Origin of the sequence: Acidovorax soli (assembly GCF_014207955.1) — a bacterium.
GTDB classification, from domain to species: Bacteria; Pseudomonadota; Gammaproteobacteria; order Burkholderiales; family Burkholderiaceae_C; genus Acidovorax; species Acidovorax soli_A.
This window is the reverse complement of the sequence record NZ_JACHLK010000016.1, coordinates 133,323-155,500: the sequence shown is the minus strand read 5'-3', so window position 1 is coordinate 155,500 and position 22,178 is coordinate 133,323. Positions and strand designations below refer to the sequence as shown.

Sequence of the window (22,178 nt, the reverse complement as noted above, 5' to 3'; positions counted from 1 at the left end):
ACGGGCAGCGGGGTCGTCTTTTCTTGGCCTACCTTCTTTTGACGAAGCAAAAGAAGGTAGGTGCGCCGCCGGGCGCACATCCCGGCTCCCGCCCTCGGCAAAGGCATGCAGCAGGCACGGAAAGCATGGGTGGGCAGGCCCCATAGATACATTCTGAAATAAACCGAAACTGCCCCGAGACCCCCCCAAACCCGCCCAGGCGCACCATAAGACCCATGTTCAACACCGTCCATGAAAGGACTGCACCATGAAACCCTGGATCCAAAAAACCCTGGCCGGCGTGTTCGGCGCCACCATCGTCCTGGGCGGTCTGACCGCGTGCGCTGGCGGCCACCGCCACGGCGAGATGGGCCCCGAGAAGATCGCCGAGATCCGTGGCAAGGTCGTCAACCGGGTGAGCAGCAAGCTGGACCTCGATGATGCGCAAAAGGCCAAGCTCAATGCTCTGGCCGATACCCTGCAGGCCCAGCGCGCCGCGTTCAAGGGCAAGACCCCTGACCCGCGCGCCGAGGCGAAGGCCATTGTCGCGGGCGAGAAATTCGACCGTGCACGCGCCCAGGCCCTGATGGAAGAGAAGACCCGCGCCGTGCAGACCGCCAGCCCCGAGGTGATCGCGGCCCTGGCCGATTTCTACGACAGCCTGAACCCCGCGCAGCAGCAGAAGGTGCGTGAGATGATGGACAAGCGCGGCCGCCACGGCGGCGGCTGGATGTCCCGCGGCTGAGCGCAGGGAGCCACGCATGTCCCCCGCACTGCAACCCATCCACACGCTGACCGAGCGCGTGCGCCTGCACGGCCCCCAATTGCTGGCGGGCCTGCCGGATCCCCATGACGAGCTGATGTCGCTGGTCTGGGGGCCCCGGTTCGACCGCGAGCATGCCATGGGCCTGCTGGCGCGGCAGCCCGAGCACGCGGCCCTGACGCTGCCCGCGTTGCTCGATGCGGCCGACCGCTTCGACGCCCTGCACACCGGCGCCAAGCACCGCCTGCGCCAGCTGATCGTGCGCCACCGCGCCCTGGGCGGTGCTCTGGACAGCTGACCTTCTTAGAATCGGCCATGCACCGGATCCTGCTCATCGATGACGACGCCCAGCTCGGCCCCCCGCTGGCGGTCTATTTCCAGCGCTTCGAGCTGGAGCTTACGCATGCCCTCAGGCCCAGCGAGGGGCTGGCACAGCTCTCGGCGGGCGGCTTTGATGCCGCCATCCTGGACGTGATGCTGCCCGAGATGGATGGCTTCGAACTGTGCCGCACCATCCGCAAGCAGGGGGACCTGCCCATCGTCATGCTCACCGCGCGCGGTGACGTGATGGACCGGGTGGTGGGGCTGGAGCTGGGTGCCGACGATTACCTGCCCAAGCCGTTCGAACCGCGCGAATTGGTCGCGCGCTTGCAGACGGTGCTGCGCCGGCGGCGCAGCGACGGGCCGGGCCATGGGCAAGGCCAGGGGCCGCTGGAATTTGAAGGACTGCACATTGATGCCGCACGCCGCAGCGTGCTGCGCCAGGGGGTGGCGGTGGAGCTGACCGGCACCGAGTTCGATCTTTTGCACCTGCTGGCGCGCGAGCCGGGCCGCGTGTTCAGCCGCGACGACATCCTGAACCAGCTGCGCGGCCACGAGGCCGAGCTCTACACCCGTGCGGTGGACATCGTGGTCAGCCGCCTGCGCAAGAAGCTCGAGCCGCTGGACTGCATCAAGACGCTGCGCAACGCGGGCTATTCGCTGGCCCTGAGAAAGGCAGCACCATGAGGCGCTGGGGGCAGCAACGCGGCGCCGCCGACGTGACTGGCGCCCCGCCGCCCCCAGGCGGGCGCCGGGGCTGGTGGCGCCACCACCATCGCCACCATGGCGAGGATGGCCAGCCCTGTCCCTGGCACCGGCGCGCACGCGATGCGGTCGGGCACTCGCTGCGCATCCGCCTGGTGCTGCTGTTCCTGGTGCTGGCCTGCATGACCACCATCACCTTCGTGGGGGGGGTGCAAAAGGCCTTGTCGGTCGGCTGGCGCGAGGCGGCGCGGCCGCTGCTCATGGACTATGTGGACCGCCTGACCGGCGAGATCGGTACCCCGCCGAGCGTGGAGCGTGCCCAGGCCATCGTGCAGCGCCTTCCCATCCACCTTCGCATCGAGGGGCCTACCGTGAACTGGGTCTCGCACCCCGACATCCAGCGCCCGGACTGGATGCGCGACCGCAACCCGCGCAACCCCAAGGAGCGCTGGCTCGACGATGGTGACGAGGGCCACCGCCTGCTGCAGCGCACCACGGCCGATGGCCACTTCATCGAGTTCGGCCTGAACGCCATGACCTGGGAGCAAAAGCCCCGGGTGGCCTGGGTCACGCTGTCAGTGCTGCTGCTGCTCACCGGGCTGTCGTACGTCTATGTGCGCCACCTGCTGCGCCCGCTCGACGACATCCGCCGTGGGGCCCGGCGTTTCGGCGAAGGGGATTTCGGCGAGCCCATCCCCGTGCGCCACGCCCACCGGCCCGATGAGCTGGGCCAGCTGGCGGCCACCATCAACACCATGGGCGAGGACATCCACCAGATGCTGGAGGCCAAGCGTGCCCTGTTGCTGGCCATGAGCCATGAGCTGCGCAGCCCGCTCACGCGCGCCCGCCTGAACACCGAGCTGCTGCCCGAGAACCCCGACGTCGTGCCCCAGCGCGATGCGCTGATGCGCGACCTGGGCGAGATGGCGCACCTGATCTCCGACCTGCTGGAAAGCGAGCGCCTGGCGGGCCGGCACGCGGCCCTGCACCGCGAGCCGACCAACCTGCCCGAACTGGCGCGCGAGGTGATCACCGAGCTGGAGGCGCGGCACGACTGCGCCGGCGACATCGTGGTCATCGCCGACCCGGCCCTGCCCGTGCTGGCGCTGGACCGCGGGCGCCTGCGCCTGGTGCTGCGCAACCTGCTGGACAACAGCCTGCGCCACTGCGAGCCCACGGCATCGCCGCCCGAGCTGCACCTGCGCAGCACCCCCACGGGGGTGGAACTCGAGGTGCGCGACCATGGCCCCGGCGTGCCGCCCGAACACCTGGCGCGCATGGCACAGGCCTTCTACCGGCCCGATGTGGCGCGCCAGCGCGCCACCGGGGGCGTGGGTCTGGGCCTGTACCTGTGCCGCCTGGTGGCCCAGGCCCATGGCGGCCAGTTCGAGCTGCGCAATGCCTCGCCGGGTCTGTCGGTGCGCATCACCCTGCCGGCCGAGCCTGCACAGGTGGCACCCACCAAGGGCTGAGCTAGCGCGAAGCCGCTCCGGGCGTGGTCATATCGTCGCGCTGCTGGGCAAAGGCGGCCTTGGCGATGCGCGCGAACAGTGCCGAGCGCGGGTTCTCGTGCCCCTGCTGGCCGGGGGTGGCCATCACCACAGACTGCGCTGTGAGCGGCCCGCGCAGGCGCCGGCAGGCCACGCGCTTGCCGTCGTAGCTCCAGTCGCGCACCGGCCGTGTGGTGAGCAGCGACACCCCCAGGCCATTGGCCACCAGCGAGCGCACCATCTCGATCGACGGGGTCTCGTGCGCGATGCGCGGCGCCACGCCGGCCTGGCGGAACAGCGAAAGAAAATACTCGCGGCTGTGCGGCAGGTTGATCAGGATGAAGGGCTCCTGCGCCAGGGTGGACAGCGCGAGGCTGCTGCGCGCCGCCAACGCATGGCCGGCTGGCAGCAGCGCATAGGGCACGAAGGAGGTGACGGCCTCCAGGCGCACGGCGCGCGCCAGGCCCAGGTCGTAGAGCAGGGCGGTGTCCAGCGCTCCGCGCTCCAGCTGCTGCACCAGCGCCTCGGTGTCGGCCTCGTGCACTTCGATCTCCACCTGCGGGTGCTTGGCGCGCATGCGCACCAGGATCTCGGGCAGGTAGCGCGGCGCCAGAGTGGTCAGGCAGCCCACGCGCAGCAGGCCGGCTTCTTCCTCGCGCCGCGGGCCTTCGAGCGCGCGCGCCTTCTCCAGCAGCGCCTGGGCCTCGCGCTGGCGCAGTCGGCCCGCGGCCGTGAGGTCCAGGCCCCGCGCGTGGCGGCGCACGAAGAGCACCTCGTTCCACAGCGATTCCAGGTCGGCAATCGCCTTGGAGATGGAGGGCTGCGACACGCTGAGCGCGTGCGCGGCCCGCGCGGCCCCGCCGTGCTGGGCCGCGGCCACAAAGTATTCGAGCTGGCGCAGGCTGATATTGATCAAGATGGTTGATCCATTGCATCAAGATTGAATATTTTATTTTGATGCAGAGATGGGCAACCATGGGGTCTCTTGCCTACTTCCACGGAGATCCCTGCGATGACCGCAACCACCCGCCCGCTCGACGGCGTGCGCATCCTCGACTTCAGCCGCGTGCTCGCGGGCCCGCTGTCCACGGCGCTGCTGGCCGACCTGGGTGCCGAGGTCATCAAGGTCGAGCCGCCGACCGGCGACGACTACCGCCACATCGGCCCCATGCGCGAGGGCATGAGCAGCCTGTTCACGGCGCTCAACCGCAACAAGAAAAGCCTGGTGCTCGATCTCAAGCACCCCGATGCTGCGCAGACCATCGCGGCCCTGGCCGCCACGGCCGATGTGGTGGTCGAGAACTTCCGCCCCGGCGTGGCCGAGCGCCTGGGCGTGGGACCCGAAGCGCTGCGCCGCGTGAACCCGGGGTTGGTCTATGTGAGCGTGTCGGGCTTTGGCCAGACCGGGCCGCTGGCCCACCTGCCGGCCTACGACATCATCGTGCAGGCCATGAGCGGGCTGATGGAGTCCACGGGCGAGCCGGGTGGTGCGCCCACCATGGTGGGTGAGGCCGTGTCCGATGTGATCGCCGGCCTGTTCGCCTCGTGGGCCACGCTGGCCGCGCTGCTGCAGCAGCGCCGCACGGGTGAGGGCCAGCATGTGGACGTGGCCATGTTCGATGCCACGCTGGCCTTCCTCGTCACGGGCGTCGGGCGTTACCTCTTCACCGGGCAGAGCCCGCGGCGCAGCGGCAACCGGCATGCGTTTTCGGCGCCGTTCGGCGTGTACCGCGCGCAGGACGGGCATTTCGCCCTGGCCGTGCTCAACCACAAGCTGTTCGCCGCGCTTGCGCAGCTCATCGGCCAGCCTGGCTTTGCCACGGACGCGCGTTTTGCCAGCGACGAACTGCGCCATGCCAACGAGCCTGTGCTGGCCGCCGCCATCGAGGCCTGGGCCGGGCAACGGCCGGTGGCCGAGGTGGTGGCCGCGCTGGAGGCAGCGGGCGTGCCCGGTGGCCCGCTCTGGACCACGGCCCAGGCGCTCGAATCCGAGCAGGGCAGGGCGCGCGGCCTGCTGTGCGCGGTGCACGACCCGCGCCTGCCCGGCCTGCGCGTGCCCACCCAGCCCGTCAAGTTCGGCGGCGCGGCGCCCAACCTTGCCGAGCCCGCGCCTGCGCTGGGTGAGCACACCGATGAGCTCATGGCCGCACTGCTGCACTGTGGTGGCGAGCGGCTGGCCGCGTTGCGCGAAGCCGGGCTGTTCGGCCCGGCACACGCCTCTGTCCCATCCCATTGAATCCCAAGGAGCTTTGCCATGACCACCATCCACCGCCTGGGTGTGACCCCCGAGGACCAGGGCGTTGCCGACGCCGTGGCCCGTTTCGCCAGCGAGGTGCTGGCGCCGCGCGCCCGCGAGATCGACGAGGCGGGCCTGTCCGTCACCTGCCATGTGCCGCAGCTGGCCGCGCTGGGCGTGATGGGCATGAACCTGCCCGAGCACCTGGGCGGCGCCGGTGTCACGCCCACGGCCATGCTGCTGTCGCTGGTGGAGATATCGCGCGCCTGCGCGGCCACCTCGTCGATGATCGGCGCCCACTACCTGGGCACCGATGCACTGCTCATCGGCGGCAGCGCCGGGCAGCACCAGCGCTTTCTGCCGCGCGCGGCCAGCGGCGAATGGCTGGCAGGCTTTGCGCTCACCGAGCCGCGCGGTGGCTCGCACCCGGCCGACATGCGCACGCGGGCCGTGCGCGAGGGCAATCATTACCGCATCGACGGCGTCAAGCACTTCATCTCCAACGCACGCGAGGCGCAGTTCCTTGTGGTCTTTGCCAAGACCGACCCTGAGGCTGGGGCGCGCGGCGTCAGTGCCTTCGTGGTCGAGACCGGCACACCCGGCATCACCATCTCCTCGCCCGAGAAGCTCATGGGCATCCAGGGCGCGCATGCCTTCGAGGTCGCATTCGATGGTGTGCGCGTGCCGGCGGAGAATCTCCTGGGGGCAGAAGGTTCAGGCTTCAAGATCGCGATGAAGGTGCTGGACAACAGCCGCCTGGACGTGGCGGCCACGGCCCTGGGCATTGCCGAGGCGGCGATCGCCGACGCCACGCGCTGGATGAAGGAGCGCCTGGTCGGCGGCGAGCCTCTTGCCGGCAAGCAGGGCCTGCAGTGGATGCTGGCGGACATGAAGCTCAGGCTGGAGGCTTCCTGGGGCCTGACCCTGCAGGCCCTGGCGCTGCGCCAGGCGGGCCAGCCCTTCACGCTGCAGTCGGCCATGGCCAAGCTGCATGCTTCCGAGATGGTGGGCTTCGTCGCCGATGCGGCGCTGCAGATCCATGGCGGCTATGGCTACACGCGCGAGATGCCGCTGGAGCGCTATGTGCGCGATGCGCGCATCCTGCGCATCTACGAGGGTTCTTCGGAAGTGCAGCGCAACATCATTGCGCGCACCCTGCTGGGCTGATGGCTGGCCGCGCACCTTTCTGGTGCAAATTGGTGGGCCGGTACTGGCCCGCAATTTGCTAAATTCCCGGGCCGGTGAAGCACCGGCCAGCGCCCCGAGCGGGCCCGACCATGGGATGGCCCTCCGGGCGTTCCCAAGAGACGGGAAGCGGGGCGGTTTCTTGGGCCCTGGAGGTCGGTTTCCTAGCGTTAACCCTGTATAGACAGGTACGATAGAGCCACCATCATCGGCACCAGGAAGCACGGCCTGCTTCCCTCCGGATGAACAAAAGTACTTTTTTCCCCTACAGGAGCTGATGATGAGCCGAACGGTTGTGAAGATGGCGTCGCTGGCAGCGGCGGTTGCATGTGTGGTGGGGCTGGCCGCACCGGCCCAGGCCCAGGAAACCAAGATTGCCCTGGGCATGTCCGGCTGGACGGGCTTTGCCCCGCTGACGCTGGCAGACAAGGCCGGCATCTTCAAGAAGAACGGTCTGGACGTGGAACTCAAGATGATCCCCCAGAAGGACCGCCACCTGGCGCTGGCCTCCAAGGCCATCCAGTGCGCGGCCACCACGGTGGAGACCCACGTGGCCTGGAACACCAACGGCGTGCCCATCGTGCAGATCTTCCAGATGGACAAGTCCTACGGCGCCGACGGCCTGGCCGTGCGCAACGACGTCAAGAGCTTCGCCGACCTCAAGGGCAAGTCCATCGGCGTGAGCGCGCCGGGCACGGCCCCGTACTTCGGCCTGGCCTGGATGCTGTCCAAGAACGGCATGAGCCTCAAGGACGTGAAGATCGTCTCGCTGGAGCCCCAGCCCGCCGCCCAGGCCTTCGTGTCGGGCCAGAACGACGGTGCCATGACTTACGAGCCCTACCTGTCCACCGTGCGCGCCAACCCCGCCGCAGGCAAGATCCTGGCCACCACCATCGACTACCCCATGGTGATGGACACCGTGGGCTGCGACCCCACCTGGCTCAAGGCCAACGCCAAGGCCGCGCAGGCGCTGACCAACTCGTACTTCGAGGCGCTGGAGATGATCAAGGCCGACCCCGTCAAGTCCAACGAGATCATGGGCGCGGCCGTCAAGCAGACGGGCGAGGCCTTTGCCAAGTCGTCGGCCTTTCTGCGCTGGCAGGACAAGGCGGCCAACCAGAAGTTCTTTGCGGGTGAGCTCAGCGCGTTCATGAAGGACGCCGGTGCCATCCTGCTCGAAGCCGGTGTGATCCGCAAGGCGCCCGAGAACTTCCCTGCGATGTTCGACGACAGCTTCATCAAGTAAGCAGTAATAACCACCAAAGGATAGAACCATGAGTCGCGTGATGGGTGTTGCACCTTCGCTGGAGCCAGAGCGGCCGCGCCGCCGGGCCCTGGCCCCGCTAGAACCTGTGAGCACCCGCACGCGGCTGGTCCTGGGAGTGGCGTTTTTCATCCTGTTCTTCGCCGTCTGGGCCGTGTTCACGCTGGGGGGCTTCGTGTCGCCCACGTTCCTGGCCAGCCCCATCACCATGGCCAAGGAAGGCTGGCTGCTGTTCACCGAGTTCGGCTTTCTGCACGACATCGGCATGACCGTGTGGCGCGTGCTGGGCGGCTTCATCCTGGCGGCGGTCATTGCGGTGCCTCTGGGCATTGCGATGGGTGCACACAAGGGGGTGGAGGCCTTCCTCGAGCCCTTCGTCTCGTTCTGCCGCTACCTGCCGGCCTCGGCCTTCATCCCGCTGCTCATTCTGTGGGCGGGCCTGGGCGAGCTGCAAAAGCTGCTGGTGATCTTCATCGGCTCGGTGTTCCAGATCATCCTGATGGTGGCCGTCATCGTCGGCAATGCCCGCAAGGACCTGGTGGAGGCCGCGTACACGCTGGGCTCCAGCCCGACGGGCATCGTGCGCCGCGTGCTGATCCCCGGTGCCGCGCCCGACATTGCCGAAACCCTGCGCCTGGTGCTGGGCTGGGCCTGGACCTATGTGATCGTGGCCGAGCTGATCGGCTCGTCCTCGGGCATCGGCCACATGATCACCGACAGCCAGGCGCTGCTCAACACCGGCCAGATCATCTTCGGCATCATCATCATCGGCCTCATCGGGCTGGTGTCGGACACCGTCTTCAAATTCGTCAACCGCCGTCTGTTTGCCTGGAGTGCCCTGCGATGAGCCCGCTGCTGTCCATCCAAGGTGTCTCGCGCACCTTCGTCAGCCCCAAGGGGCAGACCACCCAGGCCCTGCTGCCCGTGGACTTCGATGTCGCCGAGAACGACTTCGTGACCATCCTGGGCCCCTCGGGCTGCGGCAAGTCGACCATGCTGCGCATCGTGGCCGGGCTCGACCACCCCACCTCGGGCCGCGTGCTGCTGGGCGGCCGCCCCGTGGAAGGCCCGGGCGCCGACCGCGGCATGGTGTTCCAGAGCTACACGCTGTTCCCCTGGCTCACCATCGAGCAGAACATCCGCTTCGGCCTGCGCGAGCGCGGCATGCCCGAGGCGCAGCAAAAGGAGCGTGCTGCCTACTTCATCGCCAAGGTGGGGCTGCGCGGCTTCGAGCAGCACTTTCCCAAGCAGCTGTCGGGTGGCATGCAGCAGCGCACGGCGATTGCCCGCGCGCTGGCCAACGACCCCAAGATCCTGCTCATGGACGAGCCCTTCGGCGCGCTGGACAACCAGACCCGCGTGCTCATGCAGGAGCTGCTCTTGGGCATCTGGGAAGCCGAGCGCAAGACCGTGATGTTCGTGACCCACGACATCGACGAAGCCATCTTCATGGCCAACCGCGTCGCGGTGTTCAGCGCACGCCCAGGCCGCATCAAGACCGAGCTGGCGGTGGACCTGCCGCACCCGCGCCATTACACGATCAAGACCTCGCCCGAGTTCATGGACCTCAAGGCGCGCCTCACGGAAGAGATCCGCGCCGAATCCATGGCCGCGGACGCCCACTGAGCCGGCCCATCCGACCGTTCACCATGCCCGCTGCCTCCCCCGCCCGCGCACCCCGTTCCAAGGCTTCGCCGCCCCCCGCGGTGCAGCCCGAAACGTCTGCGCTGGCGCTGTACCAGCAGATCAAGGACCACATCGCGCGCAAGATCCAGGACGGCTCCTGGAAGGCCGGCGACCGCCTGCCGTCCGAGAACGACCTGGTGACCCAGTTCGGCATGTCGCGCATGACCGTGAACCGCGCGCTGCGCGAGCTGGCCGAGCAGGGCCGCATCGTGCGCGTGGCCGGTGTGGGCAGCTTCGTGGCCGAGGACAAGCCCCAGTCCACGCTGCTGCAGATCGCCAACCTGGCCAGCGAGATCCGCCAGCGCGGCCATGACTACCGCTGCAAAGTGCTCACGGTGGAGCGCGTCTCGGCCACCATGGAGGTGGCCGCGGCGCTCGACATGCGCACCGGCGAGTCGGTGTTCCACGCCGTCTGCGTGCACCTGGAGGACGGGCTGCCCGTGCAGCTCGAAGACCGCTATGTGAACCCGCGCGTCGTGCCGCAGTTCGCGCAGCAGGATTTCACCCAGCTGCAGCCCTCCGAGTTCCTGGTGCGCAACGTGCCCTTCGACCAGGTCGAGCATGTGGTGGACGCCGTGCTGCCCACCATCGACCAGGCCCAGCTGCTGGAGATGGACCCGGCCCAGCCCTGCCTGCTGCTCACGCGGCGCACCTGGAGCCGGGGTGTGCCCGTGACCATGGTGCGCTGCCTGCACCCCTCGTCGCGCTACCGATTGGGCAGCCGCTTCCGAGCGGACGGCAACCCCGTTTTCGAGTGAGGTCTGCCCTGGCAGCCTTCCATTTTTTCGCTTGTGCCAACTTGTATATACAGGACTAACCAATGACCACTGCAAACTCCAACACCCTGGTGCTGCGCCCCGGCCACGTGAGCCTGGCCGAGCTGCGGCGCGTGAGCGCCGGCGGCGTGCGCCTGTCGCTCGACCCCTCGGCCCTGGCCGGCATGCAGGAATCCGAAGCCACGGTGCAGCGCATCGTGGACGAGGACCAGGTGGTCTACGGCATCAACACCGGTTTCGGCAAGCTGGCGAGCACCAAGATCGCCCATGACCGCCTGGCTGAGCTGCAGCGCAACCTGGTGCTCTCGCACAGCGTGGGCACGGGTGAGGCGCTGCCCGACCCGGTGGTGCGCATGGTGCTGGCCACCAAGGCCGTGAGCCTGGCGCGCGGCCATTCGGGTGTGCGCCCCGCGCTGGTCGATGCGCTGCTGGCCCTGGCCAATGCCGATGTGCTGCCCGTGATCCCGGCCAAGGGCTCGGTCGGCGCCTCCGGCGACCTGGCGCCGCTGGCCCACCTGGCCTGCGTGCTGATCGGCGAGGGCCAGGCCAAGGTCGATGGCAAGGTGGTCTCGGGCCGCGAGGCCATGGCCGCCGTGGGCCTGGCGCCCTTCGTGCTGGGCCCCAAGGAAGGACTGGCGCTGCTCAACGGCACCCAGGTCTCCACCGCGCTGGCGCTGGCCGGCCTGTTCGGGGCCGAGAGCGTGCTGGCCGCCGGCCTGACCTCGGGCGCGCTGTCGCTCGAAGCCATCAAGGGCTCGGTCAAGCCTTTCGATGCGCGCATCCACGAGGCGCGCGGCCAGGCCGGCCAGATCGCCGTGGCGGCCGCCGTGCGCGCGCTGCTCGAAGGCAGCGAGATCGACCCCTCGCACCCCCACTGCGGCCGCGTGCAGGACCCGTATTCCATCCGCTGCGTGCCCCAGGTCATGGGCGCCTGCCTGGACAACCTCACGCATGCCGCGCGCGTGCTGCGCATCGAGGCCAATGCCGCGTCCGACAATCCGCTGGTCTTCACCGACACGGGCGAGGTGATCTCGGGCGGCAACTTCCATGCCGAACCCGTGGCCTTTGCCGCCGACATCATCGCGCTGGCGGTGTCCGAGATCGGCGCCATCTCCGAGCGCCGCCTGGCGCTGCTGCTCGATACGGGCCTGTCGGGCCTGCCGGCCTTTTTGATCCGCGACAGCGGCGTGAACTCGGGCTTCATGATCGCCCAGGTCACGGCCGCGGCGCTGGCCGCCGAGAACCAGTGCCTGGCCCACCCGAGCAGCGTGACCAGCCTGCCCACCTCGGCCAACCAGGAGGACCATGTCTCCATGGCCACCTACGGCGCGCGCCGCCTGGCCGACATGGTGCGCAACACCGCGGTCATCGTGGGCATCGAGGCCATGGCCGCGGCCCAGGGCATCGACTTCGAGCGCGTGCCGGCCCCAGGCGCTGCAGCCACCCCGTGGCTCAAGAGTTCGGCGCTGGTCGAGGCGCAGCTCGCCGCCATCCGCCAGCGCGTGGCCTTCCTGGAGCAGGACCGCTACCTGGCACCCGACATCGAAGCCATGCGCCTGTGGGCGCTGGAATCGGCCTGGCCCGCGGCGCTGACCCAGTGCCTGCCCAGCCACATCTGAGTTTGTCCCTATCCCTCCGTTTTCTTCGCACCCATTGACCAGGAGATCACTATGAACGCCAACGACGCCATCATCGCTGCCGCCTCCGCTGCTTCTGCCGCCGACCCCCGCCACGACGCCTCGCGCGTGATCCGCGCGCCGCGCGGCACCGAACTCACCTGCAAGAACTGGCTCTCCGAGGCCGCCTACCGCATGATCCAGAACAACCTGGACCCCGAGGTGGCCGAGCGCCCGCAGGACCTGGTGGTCTACGGCGGCATCGGCCGCGCTGCGCGCAACTGGGAATGCTTCGACCAGATCCTGGCCTCGCTCAAGGACCTCAACGAGGACGAGACCCTGCTCGTGCAGTCGGGCAAGCCTGTGGGCGTGTTCAAGACCCACGCCAACGCACCGCGCGTGCTGCTGGCCAATTCCAACCTGGTGCCCAAGTGGGCCAACTGGGAGCATTTCAACGAACTGGACCAGAAGGGCCTGTTCATGTACGGCCAGATGACGGCCGGTAGCTGGATCTACATCGGCAGCCAGGGCATCGTGCAGGGCACCTTCGAGACCTTTGTCGAAGCCGGCCGCCAGCACTACGGCAACGACCTGTCGGGCAAGTGGATCCTGACCGCCGGCCTGGGCGGCATGGGCGGCGCCCAGCCCCTGGCCGCCACGCTGGCCGGCGCCGTTTCGCTCAACATCGAGTGCCAACAAAGCAGCATCGACTTCCGCCTGCGCACGCGCTACGTGGACAAGCAGGCCAAGGACATCGATGACGCCATCGCCCTGATCCAGCACCACACCGAGCGCAAGGAAGCCGTCTCCATCGCCCTGCTGGGCAACGCGGCCGACGTGCTGCCCGAGCTGGTGCGCCGCGCCCAGGCCGGCGGCATCAAGCCCGACCTGGTGACCGACCAGACCTCGGCCCACGACCTGGTCAACGGCTACCTGCCCAGCGGCTGGACCGTGCCCGAGTGGCAGGCCGCCATGAAGGACCCGGCGCGCCACGCCGCCCTGAAGGCCGCCGCCGCCAAGAGCTGCGCCGTGCACGTGCAGGCCATGCTCGACTTCCAGGCCATGGGCATCCCCACGGTGGACTACGGCAACAACATCCGCCAGGTGGCCTTCGACGAAGGCGTGAAGAACGCCTTCGACTTCCCGGGCTTTGTGCCGGCCTACATCCGCCCCCTGTTCTGTGAAGGCAAGGGCCCGTTCCGCTGGGTGGCGCTCTCGGGTGATCCGGAAGACATCTACAAGACCGACGCCAAGATCAAGGAACTGTTCCCCCACAACAAGCATACGCACCGCTGGCTGGACATGGCGCGCGAGCGCATCAGCTTCCAGGGCCTGCCCGCGCGCATCTGCTGGCTGGGCCTGGGCGAGCGCCATCTGGCGGGTCTGGCCTTCAACGAGATGGTGAAGAACGGCGAGCTCAAGGCCCCCATCGTGATCGGCCGCGACCACCTGGACACGGGCTCCGTGGCCAGCCCCAACCGCGAAACCGAAAGCATGAAGGACGGCACCGACGCCGTGAGCGACTGGCCGCTGCTCAACGCGCTGCTCAACACCTCGGGCGGCGCCACCTGGGTCAGCCTGCACCACGGTGGTGGTGTGGGCATGGGCTATTCGCAGCACTCGGGCATGGTCATCGTGGCCGACGGCACCGATGCCGCGGCCGAGCGCCTGGCGCGCGTGCTGGTCAACGACAGCGGCAGCGGCGTGATGCGCCATGCCGACGCCGGCTACGAGCTGGCCGTGGCCACCGCGAAGAAGCAGGGCCTGAAGCTGCCCATGGTGCGCTGATCGACTGAAGGCCTGCGAGATGCCCCGGAGCGCACCCCCGACGACCCCTGCGGCCGTGCCCACGGCCGACCGGGTGCTGCAGGTGCTGGCCGTGCTGGCCCAGCAGGGCAAGGCCCTGTCGGCGGCCGAGCTCATGGAGCGCACGGGCCTGGCGCGCAGCACGCTGTACCGCCAGCTCGCGCGCCTCAAGCGCTGGGGCTTCGTGCTCGAAAGCGACGGCTTCTACGCGCCCGGTCCGCTGAGCCTGCAGCTGGCGCTGGGGTTCGACCTGGCCTCGCACCTGGTGCGCCAGGCCCGGCCCGACATGGTGGACCTGGCCCAGCAGTCGCAGGAAAGCGTGGGCCTGATCGTGGCCGTGAACGACCAGGCCATCTGCCTGGACATGGTGGAGAGCCAGCATTCGCTGCGCTGCTCGTTCGAGAAGGGGCGCAGCGTGCCCCTGCGCGCGGGCGCTTCGGCCAAGTGCGTGCTGGCCCACCTGCCCGAAGGCGTGCGCTCCGCCGTGCTTGACGGGTTGTGGGGTGCGGGCACGCCCGAGCGCCAGGCCGCGCAGCAAGAGACCGATGCCATCCGCAAGGCCGGCTTTGCCACCAGTGCCGGCGAGGTGGACGCGGGCGTGTGGGGCTGCAGCGTGCCCCTGTTCGGCGCCTCGCGCCAGTCCGTGGGCGCCATCACGCTGATGGCACCGATCGTGCGTGCCAGCGGGCAGGAAGAGGCCCTGATCCGCATGGCCGTGGTGGCCGCGGCACGCATTTCGCGCCAATTGGTATTGCATTGACTGAGGGTGATTTTCGATGACAGCGATGGTTTCTGTGCTGGCTGTTCCGGCAAGGGGGTACTGAACATGGTGCAATTCTTTGACCTGGCTTCCACCCCCAGCGTGCCCTGGAAGAATGGCGGTGGCAGCACGCGCGAGCTGGCCTGCTGGCCGCAGGGAGCGGGCATGGATGGCTTCGAGTGGCGCGTGAGCGTGGCCACGATTGCCGCGCCGGGCCCGTTCTCGGCCTTTCCGGGTGTGGACCGGCAGATCATGCTGCTCGACGGCGATGGCGTGCACCTGCGCTCGGACGATGGGCAGCTTGACCACGATCTGGACCAGCCCTGGCGGCCGCTGGCCTTCAGGGGCGACGTGCGGGTGGATTGCGCCATGCTGGGCGGCACCTCGACCGACTTCAACCTCATGGTGCGCCGGGGCCGCTGGCACGGCGGCCTGCAGGTGACCGGCCATGCGCGTGTGGCTGGCCGTGCGCGTGCCGGCCTGTGCATGGTGCTGCGCGGGCGCTGGCGCTGCGGTGAGGAAGTGCTGGAGCCGGGTCAGGGCCTGTGGTGGAGCGAGGAGGGCGCGTCGGAAAATACGCTCGAACCCCTCGACTCCGCTGCGCAAGGTCAGCCCGATCCCGCTGTCGCCTGGATCGACCTGGACATGGAACCTTCTGACTGACCCCGTTTGCCCATGACAACCACCACCATCCCCGCCCCTCAAAGTCATCCCTCTGCCGACGGCATCTGGATCGGCCTGCGCCCGGCCCCTGGCCTGTGTGTGCCCGATGTACCCGTGCCCGAAGGCGCGACCACCTGCGTGGTGGTGCAGGGCGGCTCTGTGCAATGGGTGGGGCCGGAAGGGGCCTGGCCAGCGGCCTGGAATGCCTTGCCGCGCCATGGTGCACAGGGTGCCCTGGCCACGCCCGGCCTGGTGGATTGCCATACGCACCTGGTCTATGGTGGCCAGCGTGCCAATGAATTCGCCATGCGCCTGGCGGGCGCCACCTACGAAGAGGTGGCCCGGGCCGGGGGCGGCATCGTCTCGTCGGTGCGTGCCACGCGCGAGGCCAGCGAGGACGGGCTTTTCGCCCTGGCCCTGCCGCGCCTGCAGGCGCTGCTGGACGAGGGCGTGTGCGCCATCGAGATCAAGTCGGGCTACGGCCTGGCGCTGGAGCATGAACGCAAGCAACTGCGCGTGGCGCGCCGCCTGGGCGAAGCCCTGGGCGTGACCGTGCGCACCACCTTCCTGGGCGCGCATGCGCTGCCGCCCGAGTATGCGGGCCGCAGCCAGGATTACACCGACCTGGTCTGCAATGAGATGCTGCCCGCTTTGGCGGTCGAGGGCCTGGTGGATGCGGTGGATGTGTTTTGCGAACGCATCGCCTTCACGCTGGCCGAGACGGAGCAGGTGTTCCAGGCCGCACAGCGGCTGGGCATTCCCGTCAAGCTGCATGCCGAGCAGCTGTCGGACATGGGGGGCTCAGCACTGGCCGCACGCTATGGCGCGCTCTCTTGCGACCATATCGAGCACCTGTCGCAGGCCGGCATCGACGCCATGAAGCAGGCCGGCACCGTGGCCGTGCTGCTGCCCGGCGCCTACTACACGCTGCGCGATACGCACCTGCCGCCGATTGCCGCGCTGCGCGAGGCCGGCGTGCCCATGGCCGTGTCCACCGACCACAACCCCGGCACCTCGCCCGCGCTGAGCCTGCTGCTCATGGCCAACATGGCCTGCACCCTGTTCCGCCTGACGGTGCCCGAGGCGCTGGCCGGCATCACCACGCATGCGGCGCGCGCGCTGGGCCTGCAGGACACGCACGGCCTCATTGCATCGGGCCGGCCGGCCAACTTCGTGCTCTGGCCGTTCGCCGAAGCGGCGGAGCTGGCGTACTGGTTTGGCCACAAGCCCGCGCACACCATCGTGCGCCAGGGGCGCATCGTGAAGCAGGGCTGACCCCATGGCCACGTACAGCGAATTCCTCGCGGCGCTGGTCGAAGCGCTCGGTGCCGACCGCGTGCAGGTGGGCGATGCCGTGCCCCCGCGCCACCATACCGATTGGAGCGGCACGGCCCCCGTGCCCCCGCTGGCGCTGGTGCGCCCGCGCAGCACCGAAGAGGTCTCGGCCCTGCTGCTCCTGTGCCATGCCCACCGCGTGCCCGTGGTGCCGCAGGGCGGCCTCACGGGCCTGGCCGGTGCGGCCGTGCCCTGCGCGGGCGGCGTGGCGCTGTCGCTGGAGCGCATGAACGCCATCGAGGCGGTGGATGCGCGCTCGGCCACGCTCACGGTGCAGGCCGGCGCCACCGTGCAGGCGGTGCAGGAGGCCGCGCTCGCCGTGGGCCTGCAGTTCGGCGTGGATTTTGGCGCGCGCGGCTCGGCCCAGGTGGGCGGCGCCGTCTCCACCAATGCGGGTGGCAATGGTGTGCTGCAGTACGGCATGGTGCGCGAGCAGGTGCTGGGCCTGGAGGTGGTGCTGGCCGACGGCACGGTGTTGCCCATGCTGCGGCCCATGCTCAAGAACAACACGGGCTACGACCTCAAGCAGTGCTTCATCGGCGCCGAGGGCACGTTGGGCGTGGTCACGCGCGCGCTGCTGCGCCTGCGGCCGCTGCCGCGTGCCAAGGCCACGGCCCTGGTGGCGCTGCCTGATTTCGATGCGGCGCTGGCGCTGCTGGCCCGGCTGCAGGGGCGCTTTCCGGGCGCACTGTCGGCCTTCGAACTCATGTGGCGCGATTTCATCGAGGCCTCGCTGCGCTGGCAGACGCTGCGCGAACCCTTCGAGGCGCCGCACCCGTTTGCTGCGCTCATCGACGTGGGCGGGCAGGACGAAGCCGGCCTGCGCGACGCGTTGGAAGAGGTTTTGGGCGAAGCCATGGAAGCCGGCGAAGCCGTGGATGCCGCCATTGCCCAGTCCGAGGCCCAGGCCCGCGCGCTGTGGAAGATCCGCGAGGCCACGGCCGAGCTGCCCGCCAACATGCACCCGCCCATCAACTTCGATGTGAGCCTGCCGCAGGCCGACATCGGCCGGTTTGCGCAGGAATGCCGCGCCGCGCTCTCCGCACGCTGGCCCGGGCACCTGTCGGTGTTCTTCGGGCACATCGGCGACGGCAACCTGCACCTGTCCACCGATGCCTCCACCGTGAACGGGGAGGAGGGCGCGGTCGAGGAATTGGTGTATGCCCAGGTGGCAGCCTTTGGCGGCAGCGTCTCGGCCGAGCATGGCATCGGCCTGCACAAGAAGCCCTACCTGGGCGCCAGCCGCACCCCGGCCGAGCTGGCCGCCATGCGCGCCATCAAACAGGCGCTCGATCCCCTCCACCTCATGAACCCCGGCAAGGTATTCGACCTATGAACGCTGCTGTTGTTTCCGCCACCCTGGCCCTGGCCCGCCCCGAAGTGGCGCCGCTGCCCGCCTACAACGCAGGCCTCTCGTCCGAGGCCGTGCGCCAGCGCTACGGCGTGACCGAGATCGCGCGCCTGGCCAGCAACGAGAACCCCTATGGCGCCAGCCCCGCCGTGGCCCGCGCCCTGGTGGACCTGGCGGCGCGCGTGGGCACCTACCCCGACGCGAACTGCACTGCGCTGCGCGCCGCCATCGGCGAACGCACCGGCGTGGCGCCGGAGTGCATCGCCGTGGGCAATGGCTCTGAAGACATCTTGCAGATGCTGTGCCAGGCCTTTCTCTCGCAGGGCGACCGCGTGCTCACGCAGCGCCCGGCCTTCGGCCTGCACGAGATCTACCCGCGCATGATGGGTGCGCAGGTCGAGCTGCTGGCGCTCACGCCCGGGCTGGGCTTCGACGTGGACGCCTGGTGCGAGGCGCTGGCGCGCGGCCCCAAGATCGCGATGCTGGCCAACCCCTCCAACCCCGTCGGCTGCATGTTCACGGCGCAGGAGTTCGAGCGCCTGCTGGCTGCCGCGCCCGCGCACACGCTGCTGGTGGTGGACGAGGCCTACTATGAATATGCCTGCCACGCCGACGGCTACCCCGACGTGCTGGCCCTGCTGCAGGGCCGCGCCATGCCCTGGATCGTGCTGCGCACCTTCTCCAAGGCCTGGGGCTTGGCGGGCCTGCGCGTGGGCTATGGCCTGGCCAGCGATGCGGCGCTGGTGCAACTGCTCGACCGCGTGCGCACACCCTTCAACGTGAACCATGCGGCCCAGGCTGCGGCCCTGGCCGCCTGGGGCGACGAGGCCTTCATGCGCCAAGGGGTTGCCGAGACGGTGCGCCTGCGCGGCGTGCTGGTGCAGCGCCTGCAGGCCCTGCGGGGCGTGCGCATCGCGCCCTCGGCCACCAACTTCCTGTTCCTGGACATCGGCCGGCCCAACGGTCCGGTGAACGAGGCGCTGCTGGCCCAAGGCCTCATCACCAAGCCCTGGAAGGAGCCGGGCTTCGAGAGCTTCATCCGCGTCTCCATCGGCACCGAGGCGGAGAACACACGCTTCGCCGACGCGTTGGCCGTGATCCTGGAGGTGGCCGCATGAGCACCACCATGCTGTTTGCCGAAAACGCCCTGCTGCCCGGTGGCTGGGCGCGCGATGTGCTGCTGCAGTGGGACGCTGCGGGCCGGCTGCAGTCCGTGGCAGCGGGCGCTGTGGCCGGCAGCGCGCCCCGCGCCGCAGGCCCCGTGATCCCGGGCATGCCCAATCTGCATTCGCATGCCTTCCAGCGCGCCTTTGCGGGCCTCACCGAGTACCGTGGCGAAAGCCAGGACAGTTTCTGGAGCTGGCGCAACCTGATGTACCGCTTTGCGGCGCAGATCACGCCCGAGTCGCTCGAAGCCATCGCCACCTGGCTCTATGTGGAGATGTTGGAGGCGGGCTACACCTCGGTCTGCGAATTCCACTACGTGCATCACGACCGCGATGGCCGGCCCTATGCCGATGATGCCACGCTGTCGCTGGCGCTGCTGCGCGCGGCGCGCAATGCGGGCATTGGCATCACCTTGCTGCCCGTGCTCTACCAGACCAGCGGTTTTGGCGCCAAGCCCCCGCGTGCCGACCAGGCGCGCTTCATCCGCAGCACCGACAACATGCTGGCCCTGCTGGAGCGCCTGGCACCGCTGGCCCGGGCCCAGTGCGCGGGCCTGGGGCTGGCACCGCATTCGCTGCGCGCCGTGCCGCCCGACAGCCTGGCTGCCGCCGTGCAGGGGCTCACCGCCATCGATGCGCGCGCGCCCATCCATATCCATATCGCCGAGCAGACCCAGGAGGTGGACGACTGCGTGGCCTGGAGCGGCCAACGCCCCGTGCAGTGGCTCCTGGAGAATGCCCCCGTGGATGCACGCTGGTGCCTGGTGCATGCCACGCACATGACGCCGCAGGAGTATGCCGATGCCGCGCGCAGGGGCGCCGTGGCCGGCATCTGCCCCACCACCGAGGCCAATCTGGGCGACGGCATCTTCGACATGCCGCGCTGGCAAAGCCATGGCGGCGCCTGGGGCGTGGGCTCGGACAGCCATGCCTGCGTGAATGCTGCCGAGGAACTGCTGGCGCTGGAGTACAGCCAGCGCCTGTCGCTGCGCCAGCGCAATGTGCTGGCCAGCGCGGCACAGCCCCAGGTGGGCACGGCCCTGTGGCTTGCCTCTGTGCAGGGCGGGGCGCAGGCTGCGGGCCGGCCCATTGGCGGCCTGGCCGTGGGCCAGCAGGCAGACTTTGCGGTGCTGGATGCGGCGCACATCGCCCTGGCCGGGCTGCCGGTGGAGTCGCTGCTGTCGGCCCATGTGTTCGGCAGCCACCGCACCAGTGCGCTGCGGGACCTGTGGGTGGGCGGCGTGCAGCGCGTTGCCGCTGGCCGCCATGCCCTGCATGAGAGTGCGGCCGCTGCCTTTGTGCAGGCCCGTGCGGCAACCATCGCGCCACAATGAGCATACGTTGACAAGCGTCCCTTCGAGACTCTCCATGACTGTTACCACCCAACCCGCCTTCACCTTCCACCAGGGCACTGCGCCGCTGCTGATCTCCATGCCGCATGTGGGCACCTACGTGCCGCCGGCCATCGCCGCGCGCTTCACCGACGAATGCCGCCAGGTGCCCGATACCGACTGGCACCTGGAGCGCCTGTACGACTTTGCCAAGGGCATGGGCGCCTCCATCCTCGCGGCCACGCATTCGCGCTATGTGGTGGACCTGAACCGCCCGCCTGACGGCGCCAGCCTCTACCCCGGGCAGAGCGTGACCGGCCTGTGCCCGGTGGACACCTTCGACGACACGCCCATCTACGCCCGCGGCGACGTGCCCGACGATGCCGAGGTCGCGGCGCGCCGTGATGCCGTGTGGGCGCCGTACCACGCGCAACTGCGCACGGAGCTCGACCGCATCCGCGCTGCGCATGGTGTGGCCGTGCTCTGGGATGCGCACTCCATCCGCTCGGTGCTGCCGCGTTTCTTCGAAGGCAAGCTGCCCGACCTGAACCTGGGCACGGCCAACGGCGAGAGCTGCGATCCTGCGCTTGCGCAGCAGCTGCTGGCGATTGCCAAGGATGCGCCGGGCTACACCGCTGTGCTCAACGGCCGTTTCAAGGGCGGGCACATCACGCGCCACTACGGCCAGCCTGCGCAGAACGTGCATGCCGTGCAGCTGGAGATGACGCAGTGCAGCTACATGCAGGAGGCGTTGCCGTTCGACTATCTGCCCGAGGTGGCCGCGGGCGTGCAGCCGCACCTCAAGCGCATGCTGGAGGCGGTGCTGGCTTTCGCTGGCGCAAACGCCCGGCGCTGAGTGGGCTATCAGGCCTGGTACTGCGCCATGGCCTCGCCCAGGCGCACCGGGCGGGCAGGCGCCCATTCGGTGTTGAACCGGAAGGGGCCCTTGGGGAACAGCATCACCACGGTGGAGCCGAGCAGGAAGCGGCCCATCTCCTCGCCCTGCTGCAGCGACACCTGGCCGGGCGCGTAGTCCCAGTGGCGCAGCACGCCGGTGCGCGGCGGGTTCACTTGGCCGTGCCACACGGTGGCCATGCTGCCCACGATGGTGGCGCCCACCAGCACCAGCACGAAGGGGCCGTGGGCCGAATCGAAGAAGCACACCACGCGCTCGTTGCGCGCGAACAGGCCGGGCACGCCGCGCGCCGTGGTCGGGTTGACCGAGAACAGGTCGCCCGGCACATGCACCATGCGCGTGAGCTGGCCCGCGCAGGGCATGTGGATGCGGTGGTAGTCGCGCGGGCTCAGGTACAGCGTGGCGAAGTAGCCGTCCTCGAAGCGCGCGGCCAGCGTCGAATCGCCGCCCACCAGGGCCGTGGTCGAGTAGGAGTGGCCCTTGGCCTGGAAGATCTGGTCCTTCTCGATCGGGCCGAACTGGCTGATCGCGCCGTCCACCGGGCAGATGAGGTCGGCCTGCGCCAGCGGCCGGGCATCGGGCTTCAGGGCCCGGGTGAAGAAGTCGTTGAACGAGGCATAGGCAGCGATGTCCGGATTGGCCGCCTCCGCCATGTTCACCTTGTAGCGGGCCACGAAGCCGCGGATCACCGATGTGGTCAGCCCTCCGAGCTGGGCCGAGGCGAATTTGCCCGCCAGGGCGGTCATGGCCTGCTTGGGCATCAGGTACTGGGGGAGAACGGCGAGGCGGTCAGACACTGTTGGAAGATCCTGCGAAAAGGGTGCGGGCC

The 22,178-nt window shown here is 69.2% G+C and carries 21 protein-coding genes; 19 read left to right on the top strand and 2 right to left on the bottom strand.

The genetic code is table 11. From position 1 onward, the window contains the following. The first annotated feature begins 247 nt into the window (after window positions 1-247). From HNP48_RS29075 to HNP48_RS29060, 4 genes are read left to right on the top strand one after another with little or no spacing between them, the layout of a single operon-like run. Window positions 248-724: a Spy/CpxP family protein refolding chaperone gene (locus HNP48_RS29075; protein WP_184863851.1), complete on the top strand. Its 477-nt coding sequence runs from the start codon at window positions 248-250 to the stop codon at window positions 722-724. Between the two features lie 16 nt (window positions 725-740). Continuing rightward, window positions 741-1,040 carry a hypothetical protein gene (locus tag HNP48_RS29070; protein ID WP_184863849.1) on the top strand — a complete coding sequence of 100 codons (300 nt, stop codon included), beginning with the start codon at window positions 741-743 and terminating at the stop codon, window positions 1,038-1,040. Between the two features lie 17 nt (window positions 1,041-1,057). After that, window positions 1,058-1,750: a response regulator transcription factor gene (locus HNP48_RS29065; protein ID WP_184863847.1), complete on the top strand. Its 693-nt coding sequence runs from the start codon at window positions 1,058-1,060 to the stop codon at window positions 1,748-1,750. Continuing rightward, window positions 1,747-3,240, top strand: coding sequence for a HAMP domain-containing sensor histidine kinase (locus HNP48_RS29060; RefSeq protein WP_184863845.1), 1,494 nt, complete (start codon window positions 1,747-1,749; stop codon window positions 3,238-3,240). Before HNP48_RS29065 ends, HNP48_RS29060 begins: the two co-directional genes overlap by 4 nt. A gap of 1 nt (window position 3,241) precedes the next feature. On the opposite strand, the gene HNP48_RS29055 is transcribed toward HNP48_RS29060, so the two are convergent. Further along, window positions 3,242-4,174 carry a LysR substrate-binding domain-containing protein gene (locus HNP48_RS29055; RefSeq protein ID WP_184863843.1) on the bottom strand — a complete coding sequence of 311 codons (933 nt, stop codon included), beginning with the start codon at window positions 4,172-4,174 and terminating at the stop codon, window positions 3,242-3,244. A gap of 96 nt (window positions 4,175-4,270) precedes the next feature. Here HNP48_RS29055 and HNP48_RS29050 point away from each other — a divergent pair, with 96 nt between their 5' ends. The 15 genes from HNP48_RS29050 to hutG all read left to right on the top strand — a co-directional run bounded on the left by HNP48_RS29050 (window position 4,271) and on the right by hutG (window position 21,289). Next, complete coding sequence (locus tag HNP48_RS29050) at window positions 4,271-5,494, top strand: CaiB/BaiF CoA-transferase family protein (protein ID WP_184863841.1); 1,224 nt, start codon at window positions 4,271-4,273, stop codon at window positions 5,492-5,494. Between the two features lie 18 nt (window positions 5,495-5,512). Further along, a complete protein-coding gene (locus HNP48_RS29045; protein ID WP_184863839.1) occupies window positions 5,513-6,661 on the top strand; it encodes an acyl-CoA dehydrogenase family protein in 1,149 nt (382 codons plus the stop codon). A 298-nt stretch (window positions 6,662-6,959) separates the two neighbouring features. Continuing rightward, a complete protein-coding gene (locus HNP48_RS29040) occupies window positions 6,960-7,925 on the top strand; it encodes an ABC transporter substrate-binding protein (protein ID WP_184863837.1) in 966 nt (321 codons plus the stop codon). A gap of 28 nt (window positions 7,926-7,953) precedes the next feature. Next, on the top strand, window positions 7,954-8,790 hold the full coding sequence (locus tag HNP48_RS29035) for an ABC transporter permease (RefSeq protein WP_184863835.1): 837 nt from the start codon (window positions 7,954-7,956) through the stop codon (window positions 8,788-8,790). Then, on the top strand, window positions 8,787-9,569 hold the full coding sequence (locus tag HNP48_RS29030; RefSeq protein ID WP_184863833.1) for an ABC transporter ATP-binding protein: 783 nt from the start codon (window positions 8,787-8,789) through the stop codon (window positions 9,567-9,569). Before HNP48_RS29035 ends, HNP48_RS29030 begins: the two co-directional genes overlap by 4 nt. Before the next feature lie 23 nt (window positions 9,570-9,592). Beyond that, window positions 9,593-10,387 (top strand): histidine utilization repressor, encoded by a 795-nt coding sequence (gene hutC, locus HNP48_RS29025; RefSeq protein ID WP_184863831.1) that lies wholly within the window; start codon window positions 9,593-9,595, stop codon window positions 10,385-10,387. Window positions 10,388-10,449: 62 nt separating this feature from the next. Continuing rightward, window positions 10,450-12,024 carry a histidine ammonia-lyase gene (gene hutH / locus HNP48_RS29020; RefSeq protein WP_184863829.1) on the top strand — a complete coding sequence of 525 codons (1,575 nt, stop codon included), beginning with the start codon at window positions 10,450-10,452 and terminating at the stop codon, window positions 12,022-12,024. Window positions 12,025-12,075: 51 nt separating this feature from the next. Beyond that, window positions 12,076-13,809 carry a urocanate hydratase gene (gene hutU / locus HNP48_RS29015; protein ID WP_184863827.1) on the top strand — a complete coding sequence of 578 codons (1,734 nt, stop codon included), beginning with the start codon at window positions 12,076-12,078 and terminating at the stop codon, window positions 13,807-13,809. 19 nt (window positions 13,810-13,828) lie between these two features. After that, complete coding sequence (locus HNP48_RS29010; RefSeq protein ID WP_184863825.1) at window positions 13,829-14,587, top strand: IclR family transcriptional regulator; 759 nt, start codon at window positions 13,829-13,831, stop codon at window positions 14,585-14,587. Between the two features lie 66 nt (window positions 14,588-14,653). Continuing rightward, window positions 14,654-15,250: a HutD family protein gene (locus HNP48_RS29005; RefSeq protein ID WP_184863823.1), complete on the top strand. Its 597-nt coding sequence runs from the start codon at window positions 14,654-14,656 to the stop codon at window positions 15,248-15,250. A 12-nt stretch (window positions 15,251-15,262) separates the two neighbouring features. Beyond that, window positions 15,263-16,525: an imidazolonepropionase gene (hutI, locus tag HNP48_RS29000; RefSeq protein ID WP_184863821.1), complete on the top strand. Its 1,263-nt coding sequence runs from the start codon at window positions 15,263-15,265 to the stop codon at window positions 16,523-16,525. A gap of 4 nt (window positions 16,526-16,529) precedes the next feature. Continuing rightward, window positions 16,530-17,921 (top strand): FAD-binding oxidoreductase, encoded by a 1,392-nt coding sequence (locus tag HNP48_RS28995; RefSeq protein WP_184863819.1) that lies wholly within the window; start codon window positions 16,530-16,532, stop codon window positions 17,919-17,921. Further along, window positions 17,918-19,054 (top strand): histidinol-phosphate transaminase, encoded by a 1,137-nt coding sequence (locus tag HNP48_RS28990; RefSeq protein ID WP_184863817.1) that lies wholly within the window; start codon window positions 17,918-17,920, stop codon window positions 19,052-19,054. Before HNP48_RS28995 ends, HNP48_RS28990 begins: the two co-directional genes overlap by 4 nt. Beyond that, window positions 19,051-20,436, top strand: a complete 1,386-nt coding sequence (locus HNP48_RS28985) for a formimidoylglutamate deiminase (RefSeq protein ID WP_184863815.1) — start codon at window positions 19,051-19,053, stop codon at window positions 20,434-20,436. Before HNP48_RS28990 ends, HNP48_RS28985 begins: the two co-directional genes overlap by 4 nt. Window positions 20,437-20,470: 34 nt before the next feature. Next, a complete protein-coding gene (gene hutG / locus HNP48_RS28980) occupies window positions 20,471-21,289 on the top strand; it encodes an N-formylglutamate deformylase (protein WP_184863813.1) in 819 nt (272 codons plus the stop codon). An 8-nt stretch (window positions 21,290-21,297) separates the two neighbouring features. On the opposite strand, the gene asd is transcribed toward hutG, so the two are convergent. Further along, entirely contained in the window at window positions 21,298-22,146 is an 849-nt protein-coding gene (gene asd / locus HNP48_RS28975) for an archaetidylserine decarboxylase (RefSeq protein ID WP_184863811.1), read from the bottom strand. Between the last annotated feature and the right edge of the window lie 32 nt (window positions 22,147-22,178).